This is a genomic window from uncultured Tateyamaria sp., assembly GCF_947503045.1.
Taxonomy (GTDB): domain Bacteria; phylum Pseudomonadota; class Alphaproteobacteria; order Rhodobacterales; family Rhodobacteraceae; genus Tateyamaria.
In genome coordinates this window covers 621,201-635,872 of sequence record NZ_CANNCF010000002.1, presented here as the reverse complement: position 1 = coordinate 635,872, position 14,672 = coordinate 621,201, and the positions used below count along the sequence as shown (strand labels likewise).

Sequence of the window (14,672 nt, the reverse complement as noted above, 5' to 3'; positions counted from 1 at the left end):
TTCCCACAACATACCGTTACAAAACGGGTAGGAGGCCCTAATTCTCGGGCAGACGAAGGAGACCAGAAAATGGCAAAACCAATGACCAAAACCCAACTCGTCGCCGCACTGGCCGATGATATGGGCACTGACAAGAAATCTGCAGGCGCAGCGCTGGACGCAATCTGCGGCCTGATCACCAAGGAAGTATCCGGCGGCGGTGCCGTCACGCTTCCCGGTGTTGGCAAGATCTATTGCCGCGAGCGCCCCGAGCGCATGGTGCGCAACCCTGCCACCGGTGAGCAGTTCAAGAAAGACGCAGACAAGGTCGTCAAGATGACCATCGCCAAGGCGCTGAAAGACAGCGTGAACGGCTAAGTCTGCAGTAAGACCAATGCAAAGGGTCGCCTTGAGGCGGCCCTTTTTCTTTGCGCGTGGGGCATAGTCCCAGGATCAGCCGTCATAGACCGTGGCCGCATCCCCCAGGTAATTGTCCCACGCAAACCAGTACGAGATGTGCCCCGCCACCCGCGGCAATCGCGACCCATCCGGGCCGATCAGGGCGCTTTCGGTCACGCGCCATTCGGCCCCGTCCTGATCCTTGATCCGACCTGCGGTTGGCGTAAACTTGCGCGTACCACGTTCATAGGCCCGTACACTCCGCGTCTCGGCATCACCAACCAGCAATAGCGGTGTGTCGGTGATCGCGTCATTGATCAGGGGCGTCTTGGCAAATGCGTCCAGCGGCCAGGCTCGCGCCGCCCCGAATTGCCGGATGGCAAAGACATAGTCTTTTTGCGCGTGGTCCTGCTGGTCCACCTGCGCCGGGAACATCAAATCCGGTGAGCCGAAGTAGTCGTTGTAGACCACACCCGACCCATAGTTGCGCCGATGCCCGGTGTTCAGCGACAGCACCCGCGTTGTGGGATTTGAGGCCTTCCAGCTGTCCCAAGTGGTGATGACCACGGGGCGTTGTTTCAGCGCGATCCCACTGTCGACCAGTGGTCCGATCACGGGCCTGCCGGTGTACTGGTTCCACAGCGAATTGGTGCCCCGGTCAAACATCAGCTTGTTGGAGCGATAGAGAAACCCGGACGAGCCAAAGATCAGCGGTTTGCTTTGCCCTGCAAGCTGCGTTTCAAACAGGATGCCCGACCCGCACAAGGTACAATAGGCCAGCGCGACCGGGACACCGCCGATCACCTCGTTGAACATCTCGTGCCAGCCCATGATGCGCAGCGGATAGGCCCGTGCGTCCCCATTTATCGTCACGCCAAAGACCAGATCGTCGCCGCGCAGATACTCTGCCGCCTCTGCCGCGATCAGGTCCGGGTTGTCGAGAGAAGGGATACCGTCCTTGACCACGCCGCCCCAGGTGACCTCCTCCAGCCGGATGCGGGTGCGGTCAGGGGTGATGTGTTCGGGGCGCAGGAACTGGTCAAACTCCGGGTCCAGCCGCAGGTACATCTCGCGCGCAAAGGCAGGGTAGGAGGAATGGGGAGCAATCTGTGGGCGCGCCTCTTGCCAGAGCATCCAGTCAAACCAGTCGGTGCCGTGATCCTCACCGGTCAGATTGGCCAGCACTTCGGCAATCCGCTTGGAACGCGCCCGCGAGAACCTGAGCGACAGCAGCAAACCAGCCACCATGTCGGGATCGCCACGTGCCTCGATATAGGACATCGCGGCGCGGAATTCCGACGAGGTTCCAAAGACGGCGGCGCGCTGCGCCTCTTCGGGTGTGAGGTCCTGCCCCATGGCCGCGTGGGGCAGCGCTGCACCGGACAGAGCGAGGCCAGCGAACCTGCGACGACTGAGTTTCATGGGACACCTCCGCATTGCTTGCGCGCAATGTGCACGTCATGTCGATCACGTGCACCCAAAAGGGTTGTGATCGTGGCGGCTTGCATCCACCGGCCATATCTCAGAATGTCCGCGCAAAGGGGCAGAACCATGGATTTTCGCGCATTGTTGATGGGGCTGGCTTTTGCCCTTATCTGGTCCTCGGCCTTTACGTCGGCGCGGATCATCGTGGCGGATGCCTCGCCGCTGGCGTCACTTGCGTTGCGGTTTTTCCTGTCCGGTCTGATTGGCGTCGCCATTGCGCGGATGCTGGGCCAGTCCTGGCGTCTGACACGGGATCAATGGCGTGCCACGATTGTATTCGGTATCTGCCAGAACGCGATGTATCTCGGCCTCAATTTCTACGCGATGCAAACGGTCGAGGCGTCCCTGGCCTCGATCATCGCATCCCTTATGCCGCTGATGGTCGCCTTTGCCGGGTGGGTCGTGTTCCGCGACCGCTTGCCCGCCCTTGGCATAGTCGGTCTGATCCTTGGCATCGGCGGTGTTGCCCTGATCATGTCCGCGCGGATGGAGGCCGGGGTCGATATGTACGGTGTCGCCTTGTGTTTGATAGGCGCGATGGCGTTGACGGTGGCGACCCTGTCGATGCGCGCCATGTCTGCCGGAGGGAACCTGATGATGGTCGTGGGCCTGCAGATGTTTGTAGGCTCCGCCGTGCTTGCCATTGCCTCGGCACTCACCGAAACGATCCGGGTGGATGTGACGCCGGAACTGATGGCTGCCTTCGCATATACCGTGCTCGTGCCGGGTCTGCTGGCCACATGGATCTGGTTTGCACTGGTGGCGCGGATCGGGGCGACCAAGGCGGCCACCTTTCACTTTCTCAACCCGTTCTTTGGTGTGGCGATTGCGGCCCTTCTGCTGGGCGAGAGGTTGGGCACCCGTGATGTGATCGGTGTTGCCATCATCGCGGCCGGAATTCTTGCGGTGCAATTGTCACGACAGCGCAAAACCTGACGGCGGCCTCTTGCGCTACAGGGTCGCCCCAATATTCTGCCCGTAAAATGTGATTTTGATTGAAAGCGCCGTCATGCACCGCCGTTCCTTTTTATTGTCTTCCGCTGCCGCATGTGTCCCGTCACTCGCATTCGCCTACCCGGCCGAGGTGTTTTCCCCCGCCGTCTGGCGCGACCTGCGCCAATCGGACCGCGTGGTCATCCTGAACTACCGCGCAAGCTGGTCGCTGACCTGTCAGATCAAGGCTGACCTCATCGCTGAGGCGATTGCTGAAAACCCGGCCTATGGGCAGCTGACTTTTGTGGATGTGGACTGGGATACGTTTGGTCAGTCGCAACTGACCGAACGGCTCAAGGTCACGCGCCGCTCGACCTTGCTGGTGATGAAGAACGGAAAAGAGATCGCCCGACTTGAGAATGCGCCCTATGCCCGTCAGGTCCGCGCCCTGCTGGACACGGCACTTGCCGCATGATGGCCTCGGGTGATCGCGCAAATCGGGCTGCGCGGCAACTTGGTTAAGCGCCGGGCAATAAATACGCGATACAGCAGCATGAGGCCTGCACTGGCGTGAACGTGCGTGCCTCATGTCGACACCCACGGAACGCGGCGGCGAGGACCGGATGAAGCTACTATTTGTGCACCAGAACATGCCCGGCCAGTACCGCGAGTTGGTGCAATGGCTGGCCGCGCAAGGCGGGCACGAGATCGTGTTTCTGACGCAGCGATTGAAAGCGCCAAAGATCGAAGGGGTGCGCACTGTCGTCTACAAACCGCACCACAAGGCGACTGACAACGCCTATGGTCTCTCCAAAACGTGGGAAACCGCGGCTGGCAACGGATTTGGCGCGGTCACGGCCTTGGCCAAGCTTATGGCCGATGGATTTACCCCGGACATCGTCATCGGCCATGTCGGTTGGGGCGAGATGAGCTTTTTCCGTGAGGTGCTGCCTGACACGCCGATGATCGGGTTTTTCGAGTATTTCTATTCCGTGCGCGGCGGTCCCGTCGGGTTCGACCCGGACGAAGCGGTCAGCGATCACGCGCCCTACATCATGCACGGCAACAATGTCGTGCCGCTCGTCAATATTGAGGCTGTCGATCTGGGGCACAGCCCGACTTTCTGGCAACGGGATCGCTTTCCCGCCAGTTTTCACGACAAGATCTACGTTTGTCATGATGGCATCCGCACCGACAAGTTACGGCCTGATCCAAAGGCCAGTGTGACTCTGGGCCGGATCGGGCGTCCGCTGACGGCGAGGGACGAAATCGTGACCTACATGGCCCGCAATCTGGAAACCACACGCGGGTTTCACCAGTTCATGCGCGCCCTTCCTGCCATTCAAAAGGCCCGGCCTGACGCCCGCATTCTGGTCATCGGTGGCAACGAGGCCTCTTACGGCGGCAAATCCAAGCACCCCGGCGGTCTGCGCGGCGAGATGGAGGCCGAGGTCGGGCATTTGCTCGATTGGGACCGGCTGCATTTCCTAGGGCAGGTGCCGTACAAGAACTATCAGCAGATCATCCAGATCAGCTCTTGCCACATCTATCTCACCAAACCGTTTGTATTGTCGTGGTCGCTGCTCGAGGCGATGTCGATGCAGGCCACGATTGTCGCCAGCGACGTGGCCCCCGTGCGCGAGGCGATGACCCATGGCGAAACCGGCCTGCTGGTCGATTTCTTTGATGCGGATGCGCTGGCGGCACAGGTGATTGACGTCCTTGCCCGTCCTGCCGAGTTTGCCCATCTGGGTCCCGCAGCCCGCGATCATGTCGTCGCCCATTACGATTTTCTGGATGTGTGCCTGCCCGAACATATCCGCCAGATCAACGCGCTGGTGCCCGAAGACCTTCGGATCGCGGTGCCTTAGGCCGTGGATATCGTTGTCCTTGGGGCGGGCGGCAAGTTGGGGCAACTGTTGCGCCCCCTGTTTCCGCGCCCCGCGCGCTGGGTGAACCGGACAGAGGTCGACATCCGCGACCGCGACGCCCTGCGCGCATGTCTGAGCGGCGCGGATGCGGTGATCTGCATGGCCGGTATCACGAACACCAATGCTGAGCCGATGGACGGGAACACCGACCTCGCCTTGCGCACGCTTGATGCGGCGCGCGACGTCGGCGCCGGGCATGTCCTTCTGTTTTCGAGCGCTGCTGTATATGGGCGCCAGCCCGGGTCGTTGTCAGAGGATGGCACGGTTGCGCCCTTGTCCGATTACGGCGCCACCAAACTCGCGATGGAGCATGCCGCAGCCGCCCATGCCCATCCAAACACATCGCTGCGACTGGGCAACGTGGCGGGGGCGGATGCTATTCTCGGCGACTGGCGTCCGGGCTTTGCGCTTGATCAACTGCCCGATGGGACCACCCCGCAGCGCAGTTACATCGGACCGCACGCATTGGCGCGGACTCTCGCGACGCTTGCCGGTGCCACGTCCCTGCCGCCTGTGCTGAATGTCGCCGCGCCGGGCTGTGTGCAGATGGGAGAGGTGCTGGACCGGGCAGGGCTTGCCTGGACACCTCGGCCTGCGACGCCCAGCACGATACCAATTGTTAACCTTGATACCACTCGGCTGCAGGGATTCACCAAAATTAAGCCTTGGGAGGGTACGCCAGAAGGCATCGTTGAGGACTGGCAAAACAGGCTGATTTGAATGACTTGGTACAAGCGAACTCTGGACGTGGTTTTCGCGGCTGCGCTGATGGTGCTGTTGGCACCGGTGATGGCCTATATCGCCTGGTTGATCTGGCGCACGCAGGACGGTCCGGTGTTTTACGTGGCCGAGCGGATGAAAACGCCGACCCAAAGTTTTGGCTTGTGGAAGTTTCGCACCATGCGCGGTGCGCCATCTGACACCGGCGTATCCGGCGGACACAAAAGGGCGCGGATCACACCACTCGGGGCACGCCTGCGCGCCACGCGTCTCGATGAATTGCCGCAGCTGTGGAATATTCTCAAGGGCGACATTAGTTTTGTCGGACCCCGTCCGCCGTTGCGCGAATATGTCGAACGGTTTCCTGATCTTTACGCACGGGTTCTCAGGTCGCGTCCCGGCGTGACCGGGCTTGCCACTCTGCGGTTTCACAAACACGAAGCGCACCTTTTGTCCCGCTGCCGCACCGCCGAGGAAACGGATGCCGTCTACGCGCGTATCTGCGTCCCGCGCAAAGCCCGGATCGATCTGATCTATCAACGCCACCAGACAATTGCCTATGACTTCCGGTTGGGGCTGGAAACTGCGGCGATGGTGTTTGGCGGCGCGGGCAGAGCGCGCCCGTCGCGCGGCCACAATCGCCCAGTTGCACGACAAATGGCGGCCAGTTTAACGCGACCTTAAACCTCCGTGCGCAATGGTCAGAATGCGATTCAGACAAACGGTTTCGCGCACTGAAAACACGGCATTGATGCCGCATCACTTGGCCCAACGGTCATGATGCTCCGCAGAAGAGGGCGCGATGACAGGTCTGCCAAAATCTTCGTCCCGTTCCCATCTGTCGTCGATGGCTGCTCACACGTTGGCAGTTCCCGCAGCGGCGTTTCTAACCATCAGCTTATACTCAGGCAGCGCGACAGAGTTGGGGCTTTCGCTGGCGTATCTTCCGCTCCTCATATGCGCGGCAGGGATCTTGTCACATCTGCTTGGCAAGTTTTGTGACTTGCTTGGCTGGGCAGATGGTTCGTCAACGTTCCAGACATGCATTTTGTCCTTCGCACTGACCTTTGCATCCGTTGCTGTCCTGGCCTTGGGTGGCGTACATATCCCGATCGATTTTCTGATCATTTTCGGCATGTCTCTCTTTGTCTGCGCCAGCATTTTGTGTTCAGCCCTTTCGCTCGGAACAGACGCCCATGACCCCAAAGAGAATGCGTGGTCGGCTGGCTCCGCACACAAAAAACCCATTCACCTGCAGACACCACCAAAACTGGATCCGGTCAGCAAGATGCGGCCAGACGGTGATAGTATAACGTTGGATACCAGCGGTCTTTTGGGTCGGGACGAGATCAAGACGTGCCAGGGCCTCGCCGCAAAAGCCTATGCAGATCGGGTCGTTTTGATCTCCGGCGCAGGCGGGTCAATCGGGTCAGAGTTGGTGCGGCAGGTGCTGGCCTGCCGACCGCGCAAGATCGTGCTTTATGAACTCAATGAAACCGCACTCTACCAGATACACCAATCGATGCTTCTTGCCGCTGCAGGCACAAATATCGAAATTGTGCCATTGCTTGGTTCGGTCGCGGATGAGCACAAGGTGCGGCGAACATTGCACGCGCATCAGGTTCAGGTGGTCCTTCATGCCGCGGCTTACAAACATGTGCCGCTGGTGGAGCTGAACCCCCTTGCCGGACTGTCCAACAACGTTCTGGCCACTCAGACATTGGTGACAGAGGCGGTGGCGGCCGGTGTGGAACGCTTTGTGCTGATATCCTCGGACAAGGCTGTGCGGCCGATCAACGTCATGGGCGCGTCCAAGCGGCTTTGCGAATTGATCGTGCAAGACATCGCGCGCCGGTTGGAGGGAAAGGGCGGCCCTGTCTTTGCGATTGTCAGATTCGGTAACGTTCTGGGGTCTTCCGGCTCTGTCCTGCCCCTATTTCAGGATCAGGTCCGCAAAGGCGGTCCCGTGACCGTAACGCATCCAGACGTGTGCCGTTTTTTCATGACAGTGCAGGAGGCGGTCAACCTTGTTCTGCACGCCGGATCCCTTGCGCGCGGCGGCGAAGTCTTTGTTCTTGATATGGGACGCCCCGTGCGGATTGAAACGCTTGCGCGCCAGGTCATTCACAGTGCCGGTTTGAGTGTGCGCGACGCTGACAATCCGACGGGTGACGTTGAAATCAAGTTCATCGGTCTGCGTTGCGGAGAAAAGATGCGCGAGGAACTGACCCTGAACGGAAGGCGTTCCCCGACACCGCACCCCAGGATTTTCACAGCCATCGAGGACGGGTTGAGCGAGTTTGAGGTGGCCGCCGCATTGCGGGCGCTGCGCCAGGCGCTGGCGGATGATGACGAGGCTGATGCGCGGGCCAATGCGTGCCGGTGGGTGCAGGGCTTTGGCGACTTGGCTGATGGATCGGCAAGAAAGACATCGCGGCCATTTATGCGCCAAGATACAAAAGGTCTCTTGGTCAAGACCGACCACTCAAGTCGGGTGGAAGCGGGTCGCCAGTGACAGCATTGCCCCGACACAAAGCGCACGAAACCGGACATTGGCGAACCGTGTTCGCTCTTTTGCGATGCCTTGTTTTCGTTGTGGCGATCAACTGTATTGGTATCATGGCAAATGCCCAACCGCAGACCGATGCGTCGAGGGATGTCACCACATCAGCGCCCACGTTGAATTTTTACGGTGTGCCCGGCCTGATCGACATGCCGGGAGGTGAGGCGCTCCCCGACGGTCAGGTCGCGATCGGGGTTTCCAGTTTTGCCGGGCAAACGCGAACGAATTTCACCTTTCAGTTTTCCCCCCGGATATCTGTGACATTCCGTTATGTCGGCATTCAGGATTGGAATTCAGACGGATTTGGGACTTATCGCGACCGCAGCTTTGACTTTCGCTATCTCTTGATCAGGGAGGGGCGCATAGCGCCTGCACTCACCATCGGTCTGCAGGACTTTGCCGGGACCGGTATCTATGCCGGTGAATACGTTGTCGCAACAAAGACGTTCAAACGGCCCCTCCGTCTGCGTGGGCAAGTGAAAGTGACCGCAGGACTTGGCTGGGGACGGCTCGGGTCGGTTGGGTCCGTGGGATCGCCGTTTGGCGCGGCGCGCCCGCAATTCGAGCCCGGTGACCCGGGCGGTGAACCAGCAACGGATCAATGGTTTCGAGGTCCGGTATCGCCCTTCGGAGGCGTTGAATGGCAGGTCAATGAACGATTTGGCCTAAAGGTGGAATATGCCACCGATGCCTATCTGCCGGAAACATCGCGCCGCGTTTTTGCGCGGTCCTCACGCTTTAACTTCGGGCTCGAATATCAGGCCCGCAAGAATGTTCGGCTCGGTGCCTATTGGATTTACGGCTCCGAAATTGGCGTGAACTTACAACTGCAATTCAACCCAAAAACACCGGCGACCCCGTACCGGTTGGCAGGTCCGCGCCCGATTATCGTGCGCCCGGACCGGCTGGCCAATCCGGCCGCATATGATGGTGGCTGGATTGCTGCGCAAAATGCACCGGTTGTCATTCGCGATGCAATCGGACCCGAGCTTGCGACGGATGGAATCAAGCTGCACAGCATCTCGTTCAGCGCAACCCGCGCAGAGGCCCGTGTGTCCAGCGAACGGTTCGACAATTTTGCTATTGTGACTGGGCGCACCGCGCGCACCATGGCGCGGATTCTGCCGCCATCAGTCGAGACGTTTGATATCGTTCTGATCAACAATGATCTGGCTCTTTCAAAGGTGACATTATCGCGCCGCGATCTCGAAACGCTTGAGTTCCAACCAAATGCCAGCCAATTGCTGTTGTCGCGCACTGTGATCTCGGACGCACCTCTGCGACCGACAGGCGTGACCTCTCAGGTCGATAGTCTGTATCCGCATTTCAGCTGGGCTGTCGGACCCTACATTCGACCAAGTTTCTTTGACCCAGACGAACCGGTCCGCGCGGATGTCGGCATTTCTGCGATCGCACGTTTTCGGTTTGCGCCGGGTTGGCAGGTGCTGGGCGAACTGCGCCACCGGGTTGCGGGCACGATCGAGAACGGGTCCAGAGTGTCTGACTCGGTCTTGCCGCGCGTGCGCACCGACGCGTTGCTTTATGTGCGGGCTGCTGACACGACACTCGAACGATTGGTGTTGTCCAAGCAATGGAAGCCGGGCAAAAACACCTATGCCCGCATCAGTGTCGGTTATCTCGAACAGATGTTCGGCGGCGTATCTGCCGAGCTGTTGTGGAAACCTGCCACCCGTCCTCTCGCGGTCGGGGTTGAGTTAAATTACGTCAAGCAGCGCGACTTTGATCAACGGTTTGGCTTTCGCGACTACGAGGTCGCGACGGGCCATTTGTCCGCCTATTACGATCTCGGGAACGGGTATCACGGGCAACTTGATGTGGGGCGCTATCTTGCAGGGGACGTTGGCGTGACGGTGTCATTGGAGCGGCAGTTTGCCAATGGGTGGCGTATTGGTGGCTTCTTCACGCTGACGGATGTCTCTTCGCAAGAGTTTGGCGAGGGGTCGTTTGACAAGGGGATCACCGTTTCGATCCCGCTCAGTTGGTTCAGTGGCCGACCGTCTCGCCAGTCGATAAGTTCGACCATTCGGCCGGTGCAGCGCGATGGCGGTGCGCGATTGAATGTGTCGGACCGTCTCTACGACCAGATACGCAACGGACATTTGACGGATCTGAACAATAACTGGGGGAGGGTATGGCAATGATCCGGGCGGTGTGGATGACAGTTTTGGCCGCTGTTTTTGGCGTTGCTGCCTGCACGGATGGTCGCGATGCGGATTTTTCCCGGTCAACCGAGTCTCCCAGTATTGTTGATCGATTGTCCGGCCGCCATGCCAAACCCGAGACGCCGCCTGCTTTGACTCCAGAGCTGATAGCGGGGCTGACGTCGCCGGCCCTTGAAGTCACGCTCGAGCGATCCGGGACGCGTGCAATCCTGTCGCCCTATTCCGACCGCCCGGATCACGGGCAAGGGATCGTGCGCGTGTGGCGTAGTTCCGATGACTCGCAAATTGTGCTGAGGGACGGAGTATTGATCTCGACGCGGGGGTTGGGCAACGATTTGGGATCGACGCAGGCTCAGAACATGCTCGCTGCAATTCGCGCGCGGGCACCGAAACCCTTTCGGCACGAACTCTATGTTGTGACTGGCGTGAACGGAACGCAGCGCATCGATCTGGCCTGCGAAATGCGGATGGTTGGTGTCGAGCAGATCGAGATCGCGAAACAGCTGATCGATACAGCACGTTTGCGTGCCAATTGTCGGCATGGCGCGGAGTTGATCACCTATGATTTCTGGGTTGACCCCGGCGGCACAACGATCTGGCAGTCGCGGCAGTGGGCTGGACCGTCCTTGGGGTATATCCATACGCGACTTTTGAAAAGCTAGGGGCAAACCGCCCCAATACGCGTTAACCAGTTGTTCAGACTTTTGGCCCGTCAGATTGCGTTTTCATCAAATCTGACATAAATATTCCTTTGTAATTCAAAGGAGCCAAAAGCATGAAAAAGACACTGCATACTGTTTCCGTCGCTGCTTTGGCAGCCGCATTTTCGACCGCCGCATTCGCGCAGGAAATCCCGTTGAACATCTTCGTCACCGGCAGCACCGGCGGTGAATTGACACAAGGTCAGACGAGCGGATCGTTGAGTGCGACGACTTCGACAACCGCGTCCATGGCGAGTGCTGCCACAAAAATGGTTGTTTCGACGGCGTCCAGCACATCGACCAACTGAATTCTGGTTTTAGTACGCAATTGGTATTTTAGCGGCCTGCCTTTGAGCAGGCCTTTTTTCTTTGATGGCAACGGACAGTAATAGTCGACCCGGCCCGAAAGGTTCGGGCGCCGTCGTCAGAGTCTGACGATGTGCTTCGAAAAAGCGCCAAGGCTATAAACGACCCGGAACCCGAATCCAGTTCAAAACCAGTCAACCGATTGCAAAGCAGCTTTGGTGAACGGACAGCGCAAGCGTCGTCACCCGGACATGATGCCTACCGCGCCGACAACGCATCCGTTACCGCGCGCCGGATCTCTGCGGACATCGGCGACGTTCGTGACCCCCATGTGGCGATCACATCCCCGTCAGAGGCGAACAGTATTTTGTTGAAATTCCATCGCGGCACAAACCCGGTTTCGGCCTTTACCGCACGGTAGAGCGGATGCGCGCCTACCCCCTTTATCCGGGTGATGTCGGTCATCGGCAGGTCCAGTCCAAACGTCATCTCGCAGAACTCTTTGACCTCGGCAGCGCTGCCCAATTCCTGGCGAAAATCATCCGAGGGTACGGCCAGCACGATCAGTCCATCTGCGCGATATGTGTCGAAAAGTGCCTGCAATTCCTCGTACTGGCCGGTGTATGCGCATTGAGATGCCGTGTTGACGACCAGCACGGGGCGCCCATTCCAATCGGACACGTTCAAATGCCCACCATCAATGGAGGGAAAGGACACATCCGGAAGGTCGGCAGATGCAATCCCGGCCATGCAGATGGCCAGCAAGGCAGCGGCGTGTCGAAGCATCGGAACCTCTTTTGTAAAACTTACCCTTTGATCTAGTTCAGAGCGGCCCCCTGTCACCCTCTTTCATTTGTCGACAAATGCACCAAATATGGATCAGACCCCGAACAGTTCACGGGAAAGGCGAACATGACCCAATACACCAAGAACCCAGACGTCATCGCGACATTGTCGCCCGAAGAATTCTATGTGACCCAGCAAAGCGGGACGGAGCGCCCCGGCACGGGCAAGTTGCTCAACAACAAGGAGCCCGGGATTTATGTGGACATCGTCTCGGGAGAGCCGCTATTCGCCTCGTCCGACAAATACGAATCCGGGTGCGGCTGGCCGTCGTTTACAAAGCCGATTGAACCGGCCCATGTCGAAGAATTGCGGGATGCATCGCTGGGCATGATCCGCACCGAGGTCCGCTCGAAACATGGAGACAGCCATCTGGGCCACGTGTTCGAGGATGGGCCGCGCGACCGTGGAGGCTTGCGCTATTGCATCAATTCGGCATCGCTGCGGTTTGTTCACCGCGACGATATGGAGGCCGAAGGCTATGGCAATTATCTGGATCAGGTGGAGGATGTAGCATGAATGACGCGCGCGCAGTGCTGGCGGGTGGATGTTTCTGGGGTATGCAGGACTTGATCCGCAAGAAACCCGGGATCAAGGCGACCCGCGTTGGATACACCGGTGGAGACGTGCCGAATGCTACCTATCGCAACCATGGCACGCATGCCGAGGGGATAGAGATCATCTATGATCCGGCCGTGACCTCGTTTCGCGAGCTGCTGGAGTTCTTCTTTCAGATCCACGACCCGACGACGCCCAATCAGCAGGGCAACGACCGGGGTCCCAGCTATCGCTCGGCGATCTACTATGTGGATGACGAGCAGAAACAGATTGCGCTGGATACCATCGCGGATGTGGATGCCTCCGGTCTGTGGCCGGGCAAGGTCGTGACCGAAGTGGAGCCTGCGGGCGATTTCTGGGAAGCGGAGCCGGAGCATCAGGATTATCTTGAGCGGATTCCGAACGGCTATACCTGCCATTTCGTGCGCCCCGGCTGGGTCCTGCCCCGGCGCGCCGCAGAATAGAAAACACGGGCAAAGCGCCCGTGTCCCAGCGTGGGACACTTTTCAAGTGCCCCACACTAAACGATTTTTCGGGTTAACAGAGTATTAAACGCTCATGCAGACGTATTTCATCTCGAGATAATCCTCGATCCCGTGATGCGATCCTTCGCGGCCCAGGCCGGACTGTTTGACCCCGCCAAAAGGTGCCACCTCGGTAGAGATCAGGCCGGTGTTCACGCCCACGATGCCGTATTCCAGCGCTTCGGCGACCTTGTACACGCGGGACAGATCCTTGGCGTAGAAATAGGAGGCGAGGCCAAAGATCGTGTCATTGGCCATGGCGATCACGTCATCCTCGTTCTCGAATTTGAACAGTGGCGCGAGCGGGCCAAAGGTTTCTTCCTGCGCCACGGCCATATCTTGCGTCACGCCGGTGACGATGGTGGGGGGCAGGAAGTTGCCGTCAAGCCCGTCTGCTCCGGGGCCCATCAGCACCTTGGCCCCTTTTGAGGTCGCGTCCTGAATGTGCTCGATCACCTTGGCCCCGGCGTCGGGGTTGATGAGCGGGCCAAGGTCCACGCCTGCCTCAAGACCGTCGCCAACTTTCATCTGGCCCACACGTTTGGCCAGCTTTTCGGCAAATGCGTCATAGACGCCGGCCTGCACGTAAATCCGGTTGGCGCAAACACAGGTCTGGCCATTGTTGCGGAACTTGCACAGGATCGCGCCTTCGACTGCCGCATCAAGATCGGCGTCGTCAAAAACGATGAACGGCGCGTTGCCGCCCAGCTCCATCGAGCATTTCATGACCTGATCGGCGGCCTGTTTCATCAGGATGCGGCCCACCTCGGTTGACCCTGTAAAGGTCAGTTTGCGCACGGCGGGGTTTTCGCAGAATTCCTTGCCGATGGCGGAGGACGAGGAGGATGGCACAACGCTGAACACGCCTGCGGGGATACCCGCCCGTTCGGCGAGCACGCCCATGACGATGGCCGACAGCGGCGTTTCCTTGGCCGGACGCGCGACGAAAGAACAGCCTGCAGCGAGTGCCGGGCCTGCCTTGCGGGTGATCATCGCGTTGGGAAAGTTCCATGGTGTGATCGAGGCGGCGACCCCGACGGGCTGTTTCATCACCATGATCCGCTTGTCGCGCTGGTGGCCCGGGATCGTTTCGCCATAGATGCGCTTGGCCTCTTCGCCAAAGAATTCGATGAAAGAGGCGCCATAGCCCACCTCGCCCTTGGCCTCGGCCAGCGGTTTGCCCTGTTCAGCGGTGAGGATGGTGCCCAGATCGTCCTGGTTGGCCATCATCAAATCGAACCACTTGCGCATGACGGCGGCGCGTTCCTTGCCGGTCCACTTGGCCCATTCCTTTTGGGCGGCTTCGGCGGCGGCGATGGCCTCGGCCACCTGCGCGCGGCTGAGGTCGGCCACTTCGGCGATCACATCGCCGCGGGCGGGGTTGGTCACATCAAAGGTGCCGTTTTCGCCGTCGATCCACGCGCCGTTCACAAAGCCACGCGTTTCCAGCAGGGTCGGGTCCTTCAGCAGGGATTTCAGGTCAGTCGTTTGGTCAAGCATGATCGCCTCCGTTCGAGTCTGGTGCATCTCTTTCAACACGGGCTAGG

Annotated in this window: 15 protein-coding genes; 12 read left to right on the top strand and 3 right to left on the bottom strand. The window is 59.4% G+C overall.

All coding sequences use genetic code 11. The features are described 5' to 3' along the window. Positions 1–69: 69 nt before the first annotated feature. Positions 70–357 carry an HU family DNA-binding protein gene (locus Q1A89_RS11515; protein ID WP_299727816.1) on the top strand — a complete coding sequence of 96 codons (288 nt, stop codon included), beginning with the start codon at positions 70–72 and terminating at the stop codon, positions 355–357. A gap of 75 nt (positions 358–432) precedes the next feature. Here the strand turns inward: Q1A89_RS11515 and Q1A89_RS11510 are convergent, their stop codons facing one another. Next, positions 433–1,800 carry a DUF3179 domain-containing protein gene (locus tag Q1A89_RS11510; RefSeq protein WP_299727813.1) on the bottom strand — a complete coding sequence of 456 codons (1,368 nt, stop codon included), beginning with the start codon at positions 1,798–1,800 and terminating at the stop codon, positions 433–435. 129 nt (positions 1,801–1,929) lie between these two features. Between Q1A89_RS11510 and Q1A89_RS11505 the strand changes: the two genes are divergently transcribed. From Q1A89_RS11505 to Q1A89_RS11465, 9 genes are all read left to right on the top strand, one after another. Next, positions 1,930–2,799, top strand: a complete 870-nt coding sequence (locus Q1A89_RS11505) for a DMT family transporter (protein WP_299727810.1) — start codon at positions 1,930–1,932, stop codon at positions 2,797–2,799. Positions 2,800–2,893: 94 nt separating this feature from the next. Continuing rightward, the gene (locus Q1A89_RS11500) at positions 2,894–3,271 is read left to right on the top strand and encodes a thioredoxin family protein (RefSeq protein ID WP_299727807.1); all 378 of its coding nucleotides are present in this window, start codon (positions 2,894–2,896) and stop codon (positions 3,269–3,271) included. 148 nt (positions 3,272–3,419) lie between these two features. After that, entirely contained in the window at positions 3,420–4,667 is a 1,248-nt protein-coding gene (locus tag Q1A89_RS11495; protein WP_299729146.1) for a glycosyltransferase family 4 protein, read from the top strand. Positions 4,668–4,670: 3 nt separating this feature from the next. Then, positions 4,671–5,447: an NAD-dependent epimerase/dehydratase family protein gene (locus tag Q1A89_RS11490; RefSeq protein WP_299727804.1), complete on the top strand. Its 777-nt coding sequence runs from the start codon at positions 4,671–4,673 to the stop codon at positions 5,445–5,447. Next, a complete protein-coding gene (locus Q1A89_RS11485; RefSeq protein WP_299727802.1) occupies positions 5,448–6,131 on the top strand; it encodes a sugar transferase in 684 nt (227 codons plus the stop codon). A gap of 364 nt (positions 6,132–6,495) precedes the next feature. Continuing rightward, positions 6,496–7,962 carry a UDP-N-acetylglucosamine 4,6-dehydratase family protein gene (locus Q1A89_RS11480; protein WP_299727799.1) on the top strand — a complete coding sequence of 489 codons (1,467 nt, stop codon included), beginning with the start codon at positions 6,496–6,498 and terminating at the stop codon, positions 7,960–7,962. Positions 7,963–8,066: 104 nt separating this feature from the next. Further along, entirely contained in the window at positions 8,067–10,172 is a 2,106-nt protein-coding gene (locus tag Q1A89_RS11475) for a YjbH domain-containing protein (RefSeq protein ID WP_299727796.1), read from the top strand. Continuing rightward, positions 10,169–10,855 carry a YjbF family lipoprotein gene (locus Q1A89_RS11470; protein WP_299727793.1) on the top strand — a complete coding sequence of 229 codons (687 nt, stop codon included), beginning with the start codon at positions 10,169–10,171 and terminating at the stop codon, positions 10,853–10,855. The genes Q1A89_RS11475 and Q1A89_RS11470 overlap by 4 nt, the downstream gene beginning before the upstream one ends. Positions 10,856–10,968: 113 nt before the next feature. Further along, complete coding sequence (locus tag Q1A89_RS11465; RefSeq protein ID WP_299727790.1) at positions 10,969–11,202, top strand: hypothetical protein; 234 nt, start codon at positions 10,969–10,971, stop codon at positions 11,200–11,202. A 256-nt stretch (positions 11,203–11,458) separates the two neighbouring features. Here Q1A89_RS11465 and Q1A89_RS11460 read toward each other — a convergent pair whose 3' ends face one another. Continuing rightward, the gene (locus Q1A89_RS11460; RefSeq protein ID WP_299729143.1) at positions 11,459–11,950 is read right to left on the bottom strand and encodes a glutathione peroxidase; all 492 of its coding nucleotides are present in this window, start codon (positions 11,948–11,950) and stop codon (positions 11,459–11,461) included. Positions 11,951–12,112: 162 nt separating this feature from the next. Between Q1A89_RS11460 and msrB the strand changes: the two genes are divergently transcribed. Then, complete coding sequence (gene msrB, locus Q1A89_RS11455) at positions 12,113–12,562, top strand: peptide-methionine (R)-S-oxide reductase MsrB (RefSeq protein WP_299727787.1); 450 nt, start codon at positions 12,113–12,115, stop codon at positions 12,560–12,562. Then, positions 12,559–13,065, top strand: coding sequence for a peptide-methionine (S)-S-oxide reductase MsrA (gene msrA / locus Q1A89_RS11450; protein WP_299727784.1), 507 nt, complete (start codon positions 12,559–12,561; stop codon positions 13,063–13,065). The genes msrB and msrA overlap by 4 nt, the downstream gene beginning before the upstream one ends. 84 nt (positions 13,066–13,149) lie before the next feature. Here msrA and Q1A89_RS11445 read toward each other — a convergent pair whose 3' ends face one another. Then, on the bottom strand, positions 13,150–14,625 hold the full coding sequence (locus Q1A89_RS11445; RefSeq protein WP_299727781.1) for an NAD-dependent succinate-semialdehyde dehydrogenase: 1,476 nt from the start codon (positions 14,623–14,625) through the stop codon (positions 13,150–13,152). Positions 14,626–14,672 lie beyond the last annotated feature (47 nt).

Coding starts and splice junctions, on each gene's coding strand:
- msrB (WP_299727787.1), top strand. CDS start 12,113: ATGACCCAATACACCAAGAACCCAGACGTCATCGCGACATTGTCGCCC.
- Q1A89_RS11515 (WP_299727816.1), top strand. CDS start 70: ATGGCAAAACCAATGACCAAAACCCAACTCGTCGCCGCACTGGCCGAT.
- Q1A89_RS11510 (WP_299727813.1), bottom strand. CDS start 1,800: ATGAAACTCAGTCGTCGCAGGTTCGCTGGCCTCGCTCTGTCCGGTGCA.
- Q1A89_RS11495 (WP_299729146.1), top strand. CDS start 3,420: ATGAAGCTACTATTTGTGCACCAGAACATGCCCGGCCAGTACCGCGAG.
- Q1A89_RS11465 (WP_299727790.1), top strand. CDS start 10,969: ATGAAAAAGACACTGCATACTGTTTCCGTCGCTGCTTTGGCAGCCGCA.
- Q1A89_RS11470 (WP_299727793.1), top strand. CDS start 10,169: ATGATCCGGGCGGTGTGGATGACAGTTTTGGCCGCTGTTTTTGGCGTT.
- Q1A89_RS11445 (WP_299727781.1), bottom strand. CDS start 14,625: ATGCTTGACCAAACGACTGACCTGAAATCCCTGCTGAAGGACCCGACC.
- Q1A89_RS11505 (WP_299727810.1), top strand. CDS start 1,930: ATGGATTTTCGCGCATTGTTGATGGGGCTGGCTTTTGCCCTTATCTGG.
- Q1A89_RS11475 (WP_299727796.1), top strand. CDS start 8,067: ATGGCAAATGCCCAACCGCAGACCGATGCGTCGAGGGATGTCACCACA.
- Q1A89_RS11485 (WP_299727802.1), top strand. CDS start 5,448: ATGACTTGGTACAAGCGAACTCTGGACGTGGTTTTCGCGGCTGCGCTG.
- msrA (WP_299727784.1), top strand. CDS start 12,559: ATGAATGACGCGCGCGCAGTGCTGGCGGGTGGATGTTTCTGGGGTATG.
- Q1A89_RS11460 (WP_299729143.1), bottom strand. CDS start 11,950: ATGGCCGGGATTGCATCTGCCGACCTTCCGGATGTGTCCTTTCCCTCC.